At 39.5% G+C, this 18198-nt stretch carries 6 protein-coding genes; all 6 read left to right on the forward strand.

Features of this window, described 5'->3' with window-relative positions; genetic code table 11:
- Nucleotides 1-17 precede the first annotated feature (17 nt).
- The 6 genes from EM308_RS06365 (at nucleotide 18) to EM308_RS06390 (ending at nucleotide 18092) form a co-directional block, all read left to right on the forward strand.
- Nucleotides 18-1814 carry a cytochrome c oxidase subunit I gene (locus tag EM308_RS06365; RefSeq protein WP_035633633.1) on the forward strand — a complete coding sequence of 599 codons (1797 nt, stop codon included), beginning with the start codon at nucleotides 18-20 and terminating at the stop codon, nucleotides 1812-1814.
- Between the two features lie 83 nt (nucleotides 1815-1897).
- Nucleotides 1898-2920 carry a Holliday junction branch migration DNA helicase RuvB gene (gene ruvB / locus EM308_RS06370; protein WP_035633636.1) on the forward strand — a complete coding sequence of 341 codons (1023 nt, stop codon included), beginning with the start codon at nucleotides 1898-1900 and terminating at the stop codon, nucleotides 2918-2920.
- 123 nt (nucleotides 2921-3043) lie between these two features.
- On the forward strand, nucleotides 3044-3970 hold the full coding sequence (gene queG / locus EM308_RS06375) for a tRNA epoxyqueuosine(34) reductase QueG (RefSeq protein ID WP_035633647.1): 927 nt from the start codon (nucleotides 3044-3046) through the stop codon (nucleotides 3968-3970).
- 665 nt (nucleotides 3971-4635) lie between these two features.
- Nucleotides 4636-15168: a T9SS type B sorting domain-containing protein gene (locus EM308_RS06380; protein WP_070261800.1), complete on the forward strand. Its 10533-nt coding sequence runs from the start codon at nucleotides 4636-4638 to the stop codon at nucleotides 15166-15168.
- 36 nt (nucleotides 15169-15204) lie between these two features.
- Nucleotides 15205-16134, forward strand: a complete 930-nt coding sequence (locus tag EM308_RS06385; RefSeq protein ID WP_035637562.1) for a PorP/SprF family type IX secretion system membrane protein — start codon at nucleotides 15205-15207, stop codon at nucleotides 16132-16134.
- A gap of 11 nt (nucleotides 16135-16145) precedes the next feature.
- Nucleotides 16146-18092 (forward strand): OmpA family protein, encoded by a 1947-nt coding sequence (locus tag EM308_RS06390; RefSeq protein ID WP_035637548.1) that lies wholly within the window; start codon nucleotides 16146-16148, stop codon nucleotides 18090-18092.
- Nucleotides 18093-18198: the final 106 nt, after the last annotated feature.

The raw sequence follows: 18198 nt of genomic DNA on the forward strand, positions 1-18198 counted from the left end.
ATTTAAAGTATAAATATATGTCAGCAGTAGGTCACGATCACGGACACGATCAAGAACACGAACACCACCACAAGGACACATTCATTACTAAATATATTTTTAGTATTGACCACAAAATGATTGCCAAGCAATACTTACTTACCGGTATTATTATGGGAGTTATTGGTGTTGGTATGTCTATGCTTTTCAGAATGCAATTGGCTTGGCCAGAAGAATCTTTTAAGATTTTCAATATATTACTAGGAGATAAATGGGCTCCAAACGGCGTAATGGCAAATGATATTTACCTTTCGTTAGTTACCATTCACGGAACTATCATGGTGTTTTTTGTTCTTACAGCTGGATTAAGTGGAACGTTTAGTAATTTATTGATTCCTCTGCAAATTGGTGCTAGGGATATGGCCTCTGGATTCATGAATATGATTTCATACTGGTTGTTCTTTTTATCCAGTGTTTTGATGCTTTGTTCATTATTTGTTGAATCAGGTCCTGCAAATGCCGGTTGGACAATTTACCCACCTTTGAGTGCGCTTCCTCAGGCTATTTCTGGTTCTGGAGCAGGTATGACTTTGTGGTTGGTTTCCATGGCGGTTTTCATTGCATCTTCTTTGATGGGATCATTGAACTATGTGGTAACTGTTATTAATTTGAGAACAAAAGGAATGTCAATGACAAGATTGCCTCTTACTATTTGGGCGTTCTTTGTGACTGCAATTATTGGTATTGTTTCTTTCCCTGTTTTATTGTCTGCAGCTTTGTTGTTGATTTTTGACAGAAGCTTCGGTACTTCATTCTTCTTATCTGATATTTACATTGCTGGTGAAGTTTTACATTACCAGGGAGGTTCTCCCGTTCTTTTTGAACACTTGTTCTGGTTCTTGGGTCACCCTGAGGTATATATCGTAATCTTACCTGCATTAGGTATTACTTCTGAAATTATTGCTACAAACTCTCGTAAACCAATTTTTGGTTACAGAGCGATGATTATGTCAATTATTGCTATTGCATTTTTATCTACAATCGTTTGGGGTCACCATATGTTTATATCGGGTATGAACCCATTCTTAGGATCTGTATTTACCTTTACAACATTGTTGATTGCAATTCCTTCTGCAGTAAAAGCATTTAACTATATTACAACGCTTTGGAAAGGGAATCTTCAAATGAATCCTGCAATGTTGTTCTCAATTGGTTTGGTTTCAACTTTCATCACTGGAGGTTTAACTGGAATCATTTTGGGGGATAGTACATTGGATATTAACGTTCACGATACTTATTTTGTTGTAGCTCACTTCCACTTAGTAATGGGTATATCTGCTCTTTATGGAATGTTTGCCGGAATTTACCACTGGTACCCAAAAATGTTTGGTAGAATGTTGAATAAGAATTTAGGATATGTTCACTTTTGGGTAACTGCAATTTGTGCTTACGGAGTATTTTTCCCAATGCACTTTATTGGATTAGCTGGTTTGCCAAGACGTTATTATACTAACACAAACTTTCCATTATTTGATGATTTGCAAAATGTAAACGTATTGATTACAACATTTGCTTTGATTGGTGGAGCTTTCCAATTAGTGTTCTTGTATAACTTCTTCAGCAGTATTTTCTACGGTAAAAAAGCTGTTCAAAATCCATGGAAATCTAATACTTTAGAGTGGACTACTCCAGTAGAGCATATTCACGGTAACTGGCCTGGAGAAATTCCTGAGGTTCACCGTTGGCCTTATGACTACAGTAATCCTGGACATGATGAGGATTTTGTTCCTCAAACTGTTCCTATGAAAGAAGGAGAAGTAATTTTACATCACTAAAATTTCAAAAATCATATAAATGCCTTTCTTAATTGAGAGGCATTTTTTTTATATTGAATGATTACTTTTTTTATCTTTATCCCATGAATACAAACTTAGATCCAACAAATTATAATTTAAGTTCAGAAGAACTGGATATCGAGAAAAGATTGAGGCCGTTGTCTTTTGATGATTTTTCGGGGCAGGATCAAGTATTGGAAAATCTGAAGGTTTTCGTTGCGGCAGCCAATCAAAGGAGAGAGGCTCTTGATCATACACTTTTTCATGGCCCTCCTGGTTTGGGAAAAACTACTTTGGCTAATATTCTGGCAAATGAACTTGAGGTAGGAATTAAAATCACTTCTGGACCAGTTCTTGATAAACCGGGTGATTTGGCGGGACTACTTACTAATCTTGAAGAAAGAGATGTCCTTTTTATTGATGAAATCCATCGTTTAAGTCCAATTGTAGAAGAGTATCTGTATTCTGCGATGGAAGATTTTAAGATTGACATCATGATTGAATCTGGGCCAAATGCCAGAACAGTTCAGATTAATTTGAATCCTTTTACTCTTATCGGAGCGACAACCCGTTCAGGTCTTTTGACAGCACCAATGCGTGCGAGGTTTGGTATTTCGTCCAGACTACAATATTACACCACTGAACTTTTGACCACCATTGTAGAACGCAGTGCAATGATTTTCAAAATGCCAATTACTATGGAAGCGGCTATTGAAATTGCTGGCAGAAGTCGAGGAACACCTCGTATTGCAAATGCTTTGTTGCGCCGAGTTCGTGATTTTGCCCAAATAAAAGGGAATGGAACTATCGATATAGAAATTGCTAGATATGCTTTGAAAGCTCTAAATGTCGATGCACACGGTCTGGACGAAATGGACAATAAAATTTTGAATACAATCATCGATAAATTCAAAGGTGGTCCTGTTGGTCTTTCTACACTGGCTACAGCCGTGTCCGAAAGCAGTGAAACCGTCGAGGAAGTTTATGAGCCTTTCTTAATTCAGGAAGGGTTTATAATGCGTACGCCTAGAGGACGTGAAGTAACCGAAAAAGCCTATAAGCATTTAGGAAAAATCAGGGGAGGCGTTCAAGGCGGATTGTTTTAATTTTATGAAGCTATTCCTGCTATCCACTATATCTTTTCCTGCTTAAAGGAAGCAGGAAAAGAATGCCGTTTCTATCAGGGCTAGGGCATTTGTGCTATTAAGATGTTTTCTTTAAAAAAAGAAGTGATAAATAATAAATCAAAATACACGCAATTTATTAAATCCGAGGCCAAACGTCTTGGATTTTTATCTTGTGGTATATCTAAAGCCGGTTTCCTTGAACAAGAAGCACCTCGTTTGGAAAATTGGCTGAATAAGAATTACAATGGTCAAATGTCCTATATGGAGAATCATTTTGACAAGCGTTTGGATCCAACTTTATTGGTTGATGATGCCAAAAGTGTTGTTTCTCTTTTGTTGAATTATTATCCCTCCGAATTTCAGGATTCTGACTCTTATAAAATATCCAAATATGCTTATGGGCAAGATTATCATTTTGTCATAAAAGACAAACTGAAAGAATTGTTGTTTTCAATTGAGTCTTCTATTGGAACTGTTTCTGGACGAGCTTTTGTTGATTCTGCGCCTGTTTTGGATAAAGCCTGGGCAGCCAAAAGTGGTTTGGGCTGGATTGGGAAAAACAGTAATTTGTTGACACAAAAAGTGGGTTCGTTTTATTTTATCGCTGAACTTATTATTGATTTAGATTTAGAATATGACCATGCTGTCACAGACCATTGCGGAACCTGTACAGCTTGTATTGATGCCTGTCCCACAGAGGCAATTGTGGCGCCTTATGTTGTCGATGGTAGTAAATGTATTTCTTATTTTACAATTGAACTGAAAGACAATATTCCAGCCGAGATGAAAGGAAAATTTGACAATTGGGCCTTTGGTTGTGACACTTGTCAAGATGTTTGTCCGTGGAATCGGTTTTCAAAACCACATAGTGAACCTTTGTTCAATCCTAATCCCGAATTAATTTCGATGTCAAAAAAAGATTGGCTCGAAATCACCGAAGAAACTTTCAAATCGGTATTTAAAAATTCTCCTCTCAAGCGATCAAAATTTCAAGGACTAAAAAGAAATATTACTTTTCTTGATAAATAGTTTTTAACAATTTTTTCAAGCTTGAGTTTTTCTTAAAAATAAGTGCAAAATATAATTTTGCTTTTTTTAGTGTTTTTTGTTTTCACTATTTCACTTTCTTTTAGTGTTTTTTCATTTTCCTATTTATCAGCGGTTTACTTGTTGAATTTGTTAAACAATGCACTTTATCGTTTAATGGTGTCATTTATCGACACTTGTTGATTAGTTAAAATGAATTTTTATACTTTCGCCTCAACCTTATCTACTTATTAACATTACTAAAAGGAATTATATTGAAAAAAACTACTTTCGGGATTAACCAAAAATCATTTTCAGAATTTTTATTTTCTTCTTTTTTTACTGCAAAATCTTTTTTTGCTGTAAAAAAGTGTGTCTTTTTATTCAATAGCTCAAAGAAGGATTTATTCTCACAAACTTCATTTTGCAATGAAGTTATACTTCGTTACTGGTTAATCAAAATCTCTTTTTTTTCCAAAAAATCACTTTCAGTCATTCAAAGTTACTTTCTAGATTTTGGGAGTAAGAAACATCATGTGTTTTTTATTTGATGTGATTAAAAAATTTACTCAGGAATTTTATAAACAAAAGGACCCGGTTTTGGTATTGGAAAAACTATCGTATAAACCAATCGTATAAATAATTTAAGTCTCAAAAAACGATACTTTATGAACATTAAATTTGTAATGACAAAAAACATCGCTTTAATTACGCTATTTTTAATTCTGTCTTTGACTAAGGTAACAGGTCAGACTCGCGGATTGATTTTTGATCCCATTCCCGGTGGAGGAAAAAATATCCTTGATCCGAATGGTGACGGTTATGTTTCTTTTTCACCATCTGGTTTTGTATCCAATGATGAGACTGAAAGTGAAATACCGTATGCTTCATTGGTGTTTCCAGCAGATGAGGGAAGTAGTGATTTAGGTTCTGGCCCTAATTGTGGTTTTACAGATTTTGTGCAACAAACAGTTGGTGTGCAGGATGCTGCACAAAACTATTTAGTTCCAGTAACTAATGAATGGCTTTTTCGAATGAGGTTGGGTAAAACGTCTTCAAATTCTAAAAGTTACAGTATTTTGATAGATACCGATGGTAAATTTGGCCAGACAGGACCAAATGCTGATCCAGATTGGTGTGTTGGAAATCCTGGGTTTGAAATTGAAATTGTTTTGGCTACTAATTTTGGGGTTTATGTGTACAATGTGAATAATAATATGGCGACTGCCAATCTTTTAAAAGAATATCTTGGACATACGAATTATCAGAAGTCAATTGCACTAACCAATGAATGTGGTGATCCTGATTATTTCTATGATTTTTTTGTAGATTTTGATGATATCACACCGCTGTTTCCAAGCCTTACAAAGACTTCTCCTATTCGTATGGTTCTTGTAGATAATATGTCTGCTAATGCTTCAAGTATTGTGAAAACAAGTTCTCGCTCCGATTTAGGTGGATCAAGCTGTACCAAAGATATGGATTCTTGTATGGGAGATATAATTGATAATTATACACCTTGTGCGCCTGGTCAAGTGTGTCAGGATCGTACTTCATGTCCTGCGATTAATGGGCCTATAGTAAATGGTGCAACAAGTGTTAGCGTGACAACAAATGAAGCAATTGGCACAATTATAAAAGTTTACAATGGTTCTACATTAATTGGAACTTCTGCTGCGACTACTACTAGTCCACAAACTTTAAGTATAACTGTAACTGCTGTTTCTACTGGAAATAGTATTGGAGCTACTGCACAGGCACCAGGAAAAGGTGTGTCTATTGATAATTGTAGTTCGAGAACTGTTGCAAATTGTTCTGGACAAACGAGTTCTTCTTCTGTTACGATAACTTCAATTAGCGGGGGTAAAGGTTTTGATATTGCTAATAATTTTCCTTTAGGAACTATAATAACATGGTATAACTCAGATTTAACTTTAGCAAACATTGTAAGCGGTAATGGTGGGAATATTCCTAATCCAGTAACAACGACCGCTTCGAATCAAACAGTTTCCTTTCAATGTAAAACAGGACAATGTTTTCCTAGTGGTACCTATTATTTTACATTTAAAGAGCCAGGGAAATGTACTTCAGATTATCTTTTAAGTTGCCTTTATGCAACTGGAACTTCTTCAATTCCTAGTTTTACAACTTCTACAATAGCAACAACAACAAGTTCAGTTTCTGGAACAGGTGTTAATGGGGCAATTGTATATTTGTATGCTGATGGTATTCAAGTTGGATCAGCAAGTGTAAGTAGTGGAGTTTGGACAGTTCCTGTTTCGGGTTTGTTGGCTTGTCAAAGTATAACAGTAAAGCAAATTGAGTCTGGAAAATGTATTTCAGCAAGTCCAACAGCAATAAAAGTCTCAGATGGGGTTTCCTCCAAGCCAAGTATTTTGCAAGACGCTTGTATGAGCACTTCCTTGACTTCTATCAAAGTAACTGCTTCCGAATCTAGTACCGCTACCGTAAAATTATATTCTTTTACTTCTTCATCAACTTATGATCCTATAGCTGGCACAAGTTCATATGCACCTGGTGTTTGGATTTTTACACCGACAAGTTCCTTTTCTGCTGGGACTATTGTCGCTACTGTTACTGATGCTACTAAGTGTAAAACTGAAAGTACTTATTCTGATCCTATTGTATTAACTACAGCACCTTCAATAAATACTTCGACAACAGTAACTGGACCAGTATATGAAAATTCAACCACTGTTTCAGGAACTGGTGTAAACGGGGAATGGATTCAATTGTATGTTGATGGATCTATTCCTTATAAAAATGTTGCAGGAACTCTAACTCCAATTGGTCGTGTTCAAGTCAGTGGAAATGTTTGGTCGGTAACTGTAGATAAAAACTCAATTTATTTAGATGCTGTTCTAAAAGTTACAACATCTACTGCATCAACAGGAGGTTGTGAGAGTCCTTTGTCAACTTCCTCTGTAACGGTACAATGTACACCTCCAACACTTCAAACTTACGCAGGTGGCAGTCATAGTTATTGTAATGGTCAGGCTGGGTTTGTTACTCTAGATTCTTCGGAATCAGGGGTAATTTATCAATTGGTTAATGGTGCAGGAACTGCTGTAGGGCCTTCTGCAGTGGGTACGGGAGGTATAATAAACCTGTTTACTAATGCATTGACAACTAATTTAACAAATGTATTTGTGAAAGCATATAAATTATTAAATACTACTTGTTCAATAACGTCTACGGTACCAATTAATTTTGATAATCAATCGCCATCACCTGGAATTACTTTAACCAATTCAAATGTATCTGTTTTAAAAGGGGATACGACTGCTGCATTTGCCTATACGTCTCCAGTTAATTCGCCAACAAATTATAGTATTGCTTTTTCTATTGCAGCCAAAAGTCAGGGATTTTCAGATGTTAGTAGCGCTACACTGTCATCTAGCCCAATAAACGTACTGGTTCCGGCTGGAGCCGCGGTTGGGACATATAATGCAGTTTTAGTAATAACAGGAGGAGGAGCATGCTCAAGTACTTATCCAATTTCAATAATTGTTTATACTAGTGGAAGTGCACCGATTATTGATATGCACCCTTTAGATAAAACAATATGTCCTACTGTCGCAACATCTTTTAGTGTTTCAGCAACAAGTTCAACAGCCGTTAGCTATCAATGGCAGGTGAGTATTGATAATGGATTTTCCTGGTCTAATTTGTCAAATGTTGCTCCTTATTCTAATGCGACTAATCAAATACTCTCTATTTCTAATGCAGTATCAACTGCTTATAATGGCTATAAATACAGGTGTATTGCTACTAATACATATGGTAGCACAGCTTCAAATCAGGCTACTTTAACTGTTCTTTCGAATCCTAATATTACTTCTCAACCTTCGGATTTATCTGTATGCACTGGAAATGGAGCTAGTTTTAGTATTAGTCAATCGGGAGGAACTTCAATTAAATGGCAGGTGGATAATGTTGATATTACAGATGGTGGTGTTTACAGTGGAGCAACTACTGGGACATTATCTATTAGTAATGTTACAGGATTAAATGGTAAAAAATATAATGCTGTTGTTAGCAATAATTGTTCAAATGTGAATAGTAATCAAGCATTATTGTCGGTGAATACTCTACCAACGGCCTCGATTACTGGAACCACAACAGTATGCAAGAATGGAACAGCGCCAAACATAACTTTTACTGGAGCAGGTGGAACCGCACCATATATTTTTACATATAATATCAATGGAGGTAGCAATTTTACAGTAACAACAACTTCGGGTAATTCGATACTTGTATCGGCTCCAACTTCAGCTGTCGGGACATTTGTTTATAATTTAGTAAGTGTAAAAGATGCGAGTTCAACAACCTGTTCACAAAATCAAAGTGGTACGGCGACTATATCAGTAACGACACCAGCAAACGCAGGAACAATAGCGGGAGTTCAAAACATCTGTGCATTGGGAACCACAGCATTCACATCAGATGGAGATACTGGCGGAACATGGACAAGCAGTGATACTGCAATAGCCACAGTTAATGCTTCGACCGGAGCAGTTCTTGGTATAGCCAGTGGAACGGCTACCATCACCTATATGGTAACAGGAACAGGAGGTTGCGCAAACGCCACAGCCAGTAGAACGGTAACGGTAACAGCACTGCCAGCGGTTCCGACAATTGTATCAGTAGCTCCAACGTGCGTGTCCGATGGCACAAGTGCGATTAGCAATTACAGTGCATCCACTACTTATACATTTACACCGGCAACAGCAGGAATTACGATAAACACGAGTACAGGTTTAATCAGCGGAATGACAGTTGGGACTTCTTATACTGTAAAATCCACTAGTGGAGGATGTACTTCTTCATTTTCGGCACCTTTTGGTAATGCTGCGATGTTGGCCACTCCGGCGGTTCCGACAATTGCATCAGTAGCTCCAACGTGTGTGTCTGATGGCACAAGTACGATTAGCAATTACAGTGCATCCACAACATATGCATTTACACCGGCAACGACAGGAATTACGATAAACGCGAGTACTGGTTTAATCAGCGGAATGACAGTTGGCACTTCTTACACCGTAAAATCCACTAGTGGAGGATGTACTTCTTCAGCTTCGGCTGCGTTCAGCAACACCACAATCTTGCCGACACCTGCCCAGCCAACTGTTTTGACGGTTGCCGCTACGTGTTTGTCAGCGGGAAGCATGTCAATCACCAATTACAACTCGGCAAATGTGTATACCTTCAGTCCTTCGGGTCCGACGGTTGACGCAACGGGCGTGATAACAGGGGGAACGGTTGGCAGCACCTATTCGGTTACGGCCAAAAACGGTTCGAACTGCAGCTCTGTTGCATCCATGGACTTTACGATAATCAACACCACGATCTTGCCGACACCTGTCCAGCCAACTGTTTTGACGGTTGCCGCTACGTGTTTGTCAGCGGGAAGCATGTCAATCACCAATTACAACTCGGCAAATGTGTATACCTTCAGTCCTTCGGGTCCGACGGTTGACGCAACGGGCGTGATAACAGGGGGAACGGTTGGCAGCACCTATTCGGTTACGGCCAAAAACGGTTCGAACTGCAGCTCTGTTGCATCTATGGACTTTACGATAATCAACACCACGATCTTGCCGACACCTGCCCAGCCAACTGTTTTGACGGTTGCCGCTACGTGTTTGTCAGCGGGAAGCATGTCAATCACCAATTACAACTCGGCAAATGTGTATACCTTCAGTCCTTCGGGTCCGACGGTTGACGCAACGGGCGTGATAACAGGGGGAACGGTTGGCAGCACCTATTCGGTTACGGCCAAAAACGGTTCGAACTGCAGCTCTGTTGCATCCATGGACTTTACGATAATCAACACCACGATCTTGCCGACACCTGTCCAGCCAACTGTTTTGACGGTTGCCGCTACGTGTTTGTCAGCAGGAAGCATGTCAATCACCAATTACAACTCGGCAAATGTGTATACCTTCAGTCCTTCGGGTCCGACGGTTGACGCAACGGGCGTGATAACAGGGGGAACGGTTGGCAGCACCTATTCGGTTACGGCCAAAAACGGTTCGAACTGCAGCTCTGTTGCATCCATGGACTTTACGATAATCAACACCACGATCTTGCCGACACCTGCCCAGCCAACTGTTTTGACGGTTGCCGCTACGTGTTTGTCAGCGGGAAGCATGTCAATCACCAATTACAACTCGGCAAATGTGTATACCTTCAGTCCTTCGGGTCCGACGGTTGACGCAACGGGCGTGATAACAGGGGGAACGGTTGGCAGCACCTATTCGGTTACGGCCAAAAACGGTTCGAACTGCAGCTCTGTTGCATCTATGGACTTTACGATAATCAACACCACGATCTTGCCGACACCTGCCCAGCCAACTGTTTTGACGGTTGCCGCTACGTGTTTGTCAGCGGGAAGCATGTCAATCACCAATTACAACTCGGCAAATGTGTATACCTTCAGTCCTTCGGGTCCGACGGTTGACGCAACGGGCGTGATAACAGGGGGAACGGTTGGCAGCACCTATTCGGTTACGGCCAAAAACGGTTCGAACTGCAGCTCTGTTGCATCCATGGACTTTACGATAATCAACACCACGATCTTGCCGACACCTGTCCAGCCAACTGTTTTGACGGTTGCCGCTACGTGTTTGTCAGCAGGAAGCATGTCAATCACCAATTACAACTCGGCAAATGTGTATACCTTCAGTCCTTCGGGTCCGACGGTTGACGCAACGGGCGTGATAACAGGGGGAACGGTTGGCAGCACCTATTCGGTTACGGCCAAAAACGGTTCGAACTGCAGCTCTGTTGCATCCATGGACTTTACGATAATCAACACCACGATCTTGCCGACACCTGTCCAGCCAACTGTTTTGACGGTTGCCGCTACGTGTTTGTCAGCAGGAAGCATGTCAATCACCAATTACAACTCGGCAAATGTGTATACCTTCAGTCCTTCGGGTCCGACGGTTGACGCAACGGGCGTGATAACAGGGGGAACGGTTGGCAGCACCTATTCGGTTACGGCCAAAAACGGTTCGAACTGCAGCTCTGTTGCATCCATGGACTTTACGATAATCAACACCACGATCTTGCCGACACCTGCCCAGCCAACTGTTTTGACGGTTGCCGCTACGTGTTTGTCAGCGGGAAGCATGTCAATCACCAATTACAACTCGGCAAATGTGTATACCTTCAGTCCTTCGGGTCCGACGGTTGACGCAACGGGCGTGATAACAGGGGGAACGGTTGGCAGCACCTATTCGGTTACGGCCAAAAACGGTTCGAACTGCAGCTCTGTTGCATCCATGGACTTTACGATAATCAACACCACGATCTTGCCGACACCTGCCCAGCCAACTGTTTTGACGGTTGCCGCTACGTGTTTGTCAGCGGGAAGCATGTCAATCACCAATTACAACTCGGCAAATGTGTATACCTTCAGTCCTTCGGGTCCGACGGTTGACGCAACGGGCGTGATAACAGGGGGAACGGTTGGCAGCACCTATTCGGTTACGGCCAAAAACGGTTCGAACTGCAGCTCTGTTGCATCCATGGACTTTACGATAATCAACACCACGATCTTGCCGACACCTGCCCAGCCAACTGTTTTGACGGTTGCCGCTACGTGTTTGTCAGCGGGAAGCATGTCAATCACCAATTACAACTCGGCAAATGTGTATACCTTCAGTCCTTCGGGTCCGACGGTTGAAGCAACGGGCGTGATAACAGGGGGAACGGTTGGCAGCACCTATTCGGTTACGGCCAAAAACGGTTCGAACTGCAGCTCTGTTGCATCCATGGACTTTACGATAATCAACACCACGATCTTGCCGACACCTGTCCAGCCAACTGTTTTGACGGTTGCCGCTACGTGTTTGTCAGCGGGAAGCATGTCAATCACCAATTACAACTCGGCAAATGTGTATACCTTCAGTCCTTCGGGTCCGACGGTTGACGCAACGGGCGTGATAACAGGGGGAACGGTTGGCAGCACCTATTCGGTTACGGCCAAAAACGGTTCGAACTGCAGCTCTGTTGCATCCATGGACTTTACGATAATCAACACCACGATCTTGCCGACACCTGCCCAGCCAACTGTTTTGACGGTTGCCGCTACGTGTTTGTCAGCGGGAAGCATGTCAATCACCAATTACAACTCGGCAAATGTGTATACCTTCAGTCCTTCGGGTCCGACGGTTGAAGCAACGGGCGTGATAACAGGGGGAACGGTTGGCAGCACCTATTCGGTTACGGCCAAAAACGGTTCGAACTGCAGCTCTGTTGCATCCATGGACTTTACGATAATCAACACCACGATCTTGCCGACACCTGTCCAGCCAACTGTTTTGACGGTTGCCGCTACGTGTTTGTCAGCGGGAAGCATGTCAATCACCAATTACAACTCGGCAAATGTGTATACCTTCAGTCCTTCGGGTCCGACGGTTGACGCAACGGGCGTGATAACAGGGGGAACGGTTGGCAGCACCTATTCGGTTACGGCCAAAAACGGTTCGAACTGCAGCTCTGTTGCATCCATGGACTTTACGATAATCAACACCACGATCTTGCCGACACCTGTCCAGCCAACTGTTTTGACGGTTGCCGCTACGTGTTTGTCAGCGGGAAGCATGTCAATCACCAATTACAACTCGGCAAATGTGTATACCTTCAGTCCTTCGGGTCCTACGGTTGGAGCAGGTGGATCGATAACAGGAATGGCTATAGGAACTTCTTATACAATGATTTCTAGAAATGGAAGCTGTACCTCATCGGCATCGGCCACGTTCAGCAATGCAGACAAGTTGGCAACCCCAGCAGTCCCAACTATAACTTCGACGACAGGAACCTGTTCAGCTGTTGGCACTACTACAATCAGTAATTACAGTGCTTCGAACACCTATATATTCACTCCAAGTGGGCCAACTGTAGGCACGGGAGGAGTTATAAGTGGAATGGCAGCAGGTGTCTCCTATATTGTTATTGCAACTAATGGTGGTGGTTGTTCATCAACAGCTTCGGCTTCGTTTAGCAACGCTTCTGTGATTTGTGCTAAGGATGATGCTTTGACAGTTGTGGCAAAGAATACAGCTTTTATTGCAGGAAACGTTTTAGCGGGAAATCCTAATCCAGATACCTTAAATGGTTCAGACGTTGCAATAGGATTAGTCGATTTGACAGTAGTAACTCAGGCTACTTCGAAAGCACAGGGTTCACCAGTGCCAAGTATAGATGTGAAAACTGGCCAGGTGATTGTTCCTGAAAATACACCAGTTGGTACTTATACCTTAACTTATTCTATCTGTGAGAAATCGAATCTGGCTAATTGTGATACAGCAACGGTAAAAATTGAGGTTACTTGTAATTCATCAACATCTGTATCGGGGGTAATTATGAATGAGGGTACAAATGTTCCTTTGGCTCATGTGCCAGTAACTTTGAAACCAATTAACGCTACAAAAGGTCCTGTTCTGTTAAGTATCACCAATTCAGATGGGTTTTATTCTTTTTCAGGAATGGTAGCTGGTGATTATGTTTTGCAGGTTCAGGATGCGAATTTGAATATTTCTCAGGAGTTATACAATACAACACCAAGTTTCTTGATTATTGAGGTTGAAGATTGTAATTATAAAAAATATGATTTTGGATATGATAAAACAGATCAGTTAATATTCGGAGATTTTGTTTGGTATGATTTGAATAATAATGGAAAACAAGACGAGTGGTATGATGCAAACAATGATGGTCTTGTGACAAAAAATATTCCTGATGCTAACGGTATTGTTGATTATTCTAAATGGGAATGGATTGATTTTAACGGCGATGGGAAATATACAGGAAAAGAAAATGCAGGAGAGTTGAATGCTGCAGGTTTCGGAAACGGTACTACCAATGTTCCTAATATATTTATAACAGGGCCAAATAATTTTTCAAGAGGCATTACCATGGGGGTAGAGGGTTATTGGAGAGCTAGAGCTGATAATGACGCCTACGGGAAGTACAAAATCGAGTTTATAAAAGAATCAAATTTTGAAGCAGCCTCTGAGGCTATGTCGGCGTCTGGTTTAGTGAAAGTATTGCCTGGTGTGACAACTAAGCAGGACAATAACAACAAGACAAGTAGTTATCTAGATTGTGGAGTAACCAGCAACAATATTTTGTTTGCCGACTTTACTGCTGCTGATAATGTTCATTTGGATTTGGATTTTGGAGTTAGTTGTAAGTTGTATAATGATCTAATTGCGAAAAACGATGATATTGGTGTTGTAAGTATTTCCAAAGCGATGAATGGTATTTTGAATGTATTGGATAATGATATTTTTAATGGTTTGCCATTAAAAATTTCAGATGTAGATTTGACTTTTGCACCAAATTCAAATTTCACTATGAAAAGTGACGGTGTACTTAATGCTTCTAATAGTACTCCTACAGGAAATTATACTTTGACATATACCATTTGCGAAAAAGGAAATTCAAATAATTGCAGCTCAGCAACCGTGAATTTGTTTATCGAAAATCCAAGTATCGGATTGGTGAAAAAAGCCAATTTCAATGATGAGAATGGGGATGGTTACGCACAAGCTGGGGAAACTATTACTTACAGCTTTGAAGTGCTAAATAAAGGAAATGTTCCATTAACAAATGTAACAATAAGTGATCCATTGCCAGGAGTTAAGATGACAGGAAGTCCATTGACTTTGGCGGTTGGGGAAAAGAATACTGCCAATTTCAAAGGTGTTTATACGATTAAACAAACGGATATAAACGCAAAATCTGTTTCAAATCAGGCTATTGCTTATGGTACCAGTTCAACTGGAGTTGTGGTTCAAGATAAATCAGATGAATCAGATTTTGATAAAGAAAATCCTACTGTAGTACCAGTATCAGGATGCGTAATTGAAGTGTACAACGCGGTTACACCAGATGGAAGCGATAAGTATGATAAATTGGTTATACGCGGAATAGAATGTTATCCGGATAATTCGATACAGATTTTTAACCGATGGGGAGTTTTAGTTTTTGAACGTGAGCATTATAATAATAATGATGTAGTGTTTAAAGGAATCTCAGAGGGTAGGGTTACTGTCGAAAAATCTCAGGAATTACCTGTTGGAACTTATTTCTATATATTGAAATACAGAGATACTGAATCCAATGCTTATGAGAAATCAGGCTATTTGTATTTGAATAGAAAATAATCAATGTGTCCAAGCTTTTATAAAAAAAATCAGAATATGAAAACAAGAATAATCGGATTGGTAGCATTGCTTTTTACAATTGTCAGTTCGGCCCAACAAGACGCACAATATACCCAATATATGTATAATACTATTGTGGTAAACCCTGCTTATGCGGGATCAAGACAAGCGATGAGTATTTTTGCTTTGCACCGAAACCAATGGGTTGGAGTCGATGGAGCTCCGGTAACTAATGCTTTTTCTATAAATACTCCGTTTAAAGAAAGTAAAGTAGGTTTGGGATTGTCTGTTGTAAATGATAAAATTGGAATTTCGACAGAGAATAATATTGCGGCGGACTTTTCGTATACTATACCAGCATCAGAGAAGTATAAACTTTCCTTTGGATTAAAAGCAAGTGCCAATCTATTAAGTTTAGATTTTAGTAAACTTAGTTATCAGCCCGGAGACCCAAATGCTTATCAGGATAATATTGACAATAAGTTTTCGCCAAATATTGGAGTTGGATTCTATTTACATTCTGATAATGGTTACGTTGGATTATCGGCTCCAAATTTGATCGAAACAGAACATTTTGATAAATCTGATAATTCGAATTCTTCAAGTCATATTGCCAAAGAGAAAATCAATTATTACTTAATTGCAGGATACGTATTTGATTTGAGCCCAAGTCTGAAATTTAAGCCATCATTGGAAACAAAGTATGTTCAAGGCGCTCCTTTGCAAGTTGATGTTTCAGCCAATTTTATGCTGAACGAAAAATTTGTTGCCGGACTTGCTTATAGATGGAATGCAGCCATGAGCGCCATGGTTGGGTTCCAAGTTAGCGATTCATGGTTTATTGGTTATGCCTATGATTTTGATACTACTGAATTTGCAAAATACAATTCGGGTTCCCACGAATTATTTTTACGATTTGAATTGTTTAATAGATACGACAAAATTATCTCTCCAAGATTTTTTTAAAACTGATTCCTATGAAAATTAAAAAATTACGATATAGTCTGTTCTTGAGTGTTTTATTTTTACATGGATTTGCCCAAAAAGGAACCGAGTCTAGAGGCGACAATAATTATGATCGTTTTGCCTATGTTGATGCTGTAGAAAATTATGAAAAAGTTGCAAATAAGGGGTATCAAAATGAGAAGATGTTCCAAAAACTTGGAAATGCTTATTATTTCATGGGCGAATTTTCTCAGGCCTTAAAATGGTACAAACAACTTTTTGAATTGTATCCCAATCAGGAACCGGAGTATTTTTATCGTTATTCCCAGACTTTAAAATCCAATGGTGATTATGCAAAAGCAGATCAAATGTTGGAACAGTTTAATCAAAAAAGTGTCAACGACAAAAGAGGATTGTTGTTTAAAGAAAATAAAGATTATCTCGAGGAAATTAAAGCAAATTCAGGGCGTTTTCAGGTAGTTGATGCAGGTGTAAATTCTCAATTTTCAGATTATGGAAGTGCTTTTTTTGGAAATAAATTAGTGTTTACTTCGGCCAGAGATACCGGAGGTGTTTCCAAAAATGTATTTAAATGGACTAATAAATCGTTTACCAATTTGTATTGGTCAGAAATCAAGCCTGATGGAGAAATGACTTCTCCTCAAAGTTTTGAACGCAAGATTAATTCTAAGTTTAATGAGTCAACTCCTGTATTTACACAAGATGGAAAGACGATGTATTTTACCAGAAATAATTATTCGGGAGGAAAAAGAGGAAGGGATACCAATCAAAATACTTTATTGAAGTTGTATAAAGCAACTCTAAACGCTGAAGGGAAATGGGATAAAGTAACCGAATTGTCTTTTAATAGTAACCAATACAGTGTAGCTCATCCTGCTTTGAGTCCAGATGAAAAAGAGTTGTATTTTGCTTCGGATATGCCTGGAACATTGGGACAGTCTGATTTGTTTAGAGTAAAAATCAATCCTGATGGTAGTTATGGTACTCCCGAAAATCTTGGCCCAGAAATCAATACAGAAGGACGAGAAACTTTTCCTTTTATTTCAAATGATAATGAACTGTTTTTTGCTAGTGATGGAAGACCCGGCTTGGGAGGACTTGATGTTTTTATGGCAAAAATTGAGGTGGATCAAAGTTTTTACAATATTCAAAATGTCGGCGAGCCAATAAATAGTAAGCAAGATGATTTTGGTTTTATAATCAATAGTAAAAGCAGAAATGGTTTTTTTAGTTCAAATAGAGAAGGCGGGAAAGGATACGATGATATTTACCGATTTGTTGAGAACAAAAAACTGACCTGCGAACAAACAATTTCTGGATATGTAAACGACAAGGATTCGGGTGCAATACTTCCAAATGCCAAAATAAGTTTGTTCGATGCCAGTTTTAAGTTAATTCAAGAGGTTCAAGCCGATTGGCAAGGGCGTTATAGTTTTCCAGCAAATTGCGGTAAATCGTACTATATCAGAGGTGAAAAAGAAGAGTATATGACCAATGAAGTTTTTGTCAAAACAAAAACGATCCAATCTGGAAATAAAGAAGTGCCTATAGTCCTTGAACGACGTATAAAACCGGTTGGTGTTGGAACAGATTTGGCAAAAACATTGAATATTCCAATTATTTATTTTGATGTTGATAAATCTGATATTCGTAAAGATGCGGCTTATGAATTAGCCAAAGTATTAGCTGTAATGGAGGAATTTCCCGAGATGAAAATCGAAGTTCGTTCCCATACAGACAGCAGACAAACAGCTAAGTATAATGAAAAATTATCGAATAAAAGAGCCAAATCTACTGTAGATTGGCTAGTGAAAAACGGAATAAATGCTGCCCGATTAATAGGGAACGGATATGGAGAATCACAATTGGTAAACAATTGTTCCGATGGAGTAAAATGTACAGAAGAAGAACATCAGGCTAATAGAAGAAGCGAATTTATTATTGTTTCAATGCACTGATAATTTATTTAAAAACAACTACCACGACCACATCCTCACTTTTAAACTTTTTAAAAGTGGGGATTTTTATTGAATTGATTTTGCTAAGATTTTTTGGGTATTTAAT

It is taken from the genome of Flavobacterium gilvum (genome assembly GCF_001761465.1).
GTDB lineage: Bacteria > Bacteroidota > Bacteroidia > Flavobacteriales > Flavobacteriaceae > Flavobacterium > Flavobacterium gilvum.

What these genes read in the sequence shown, in the direction of transcription:
- EM308_RS06365 (WP_035633633.1), top strand. Translation starts at nt 18, where the DNA reads ATGTCAGCAGTAGGTCACGATCACGGACACGATCAAGAACACGAACAC.
- ruvB (WP_035633636.1), top strand. Translation starts at nt 1,898, where the DNA reads ATGAATACAAACTTAGATCCAACAAATTATAATTTAAGTTCAGAAGAA.
- EM308_RS06380 (WP_070261800.1), top strand. Translation starts at nt 4,636, where the DNA reads ATGAACATTAAATTTGTAATGACAAAAAACATCGCTTTAATTACGCTA.
- EM308_RS06385 (WP_035637562.1), top strand. Translation starts at nt 15,205, where the DNA reads ATGAAAACAAGAATAATCGGATTGGTAGCATTGCTTTTTACAATTGTC.
- EM308_RS06390 (WP_035637548.1), top strand. Translation starts at nt 16,146, where the DNA reads ATGAAAATTAAAAAATTACGATATAGTCTGTTCTTGAGTGTTTTATTT.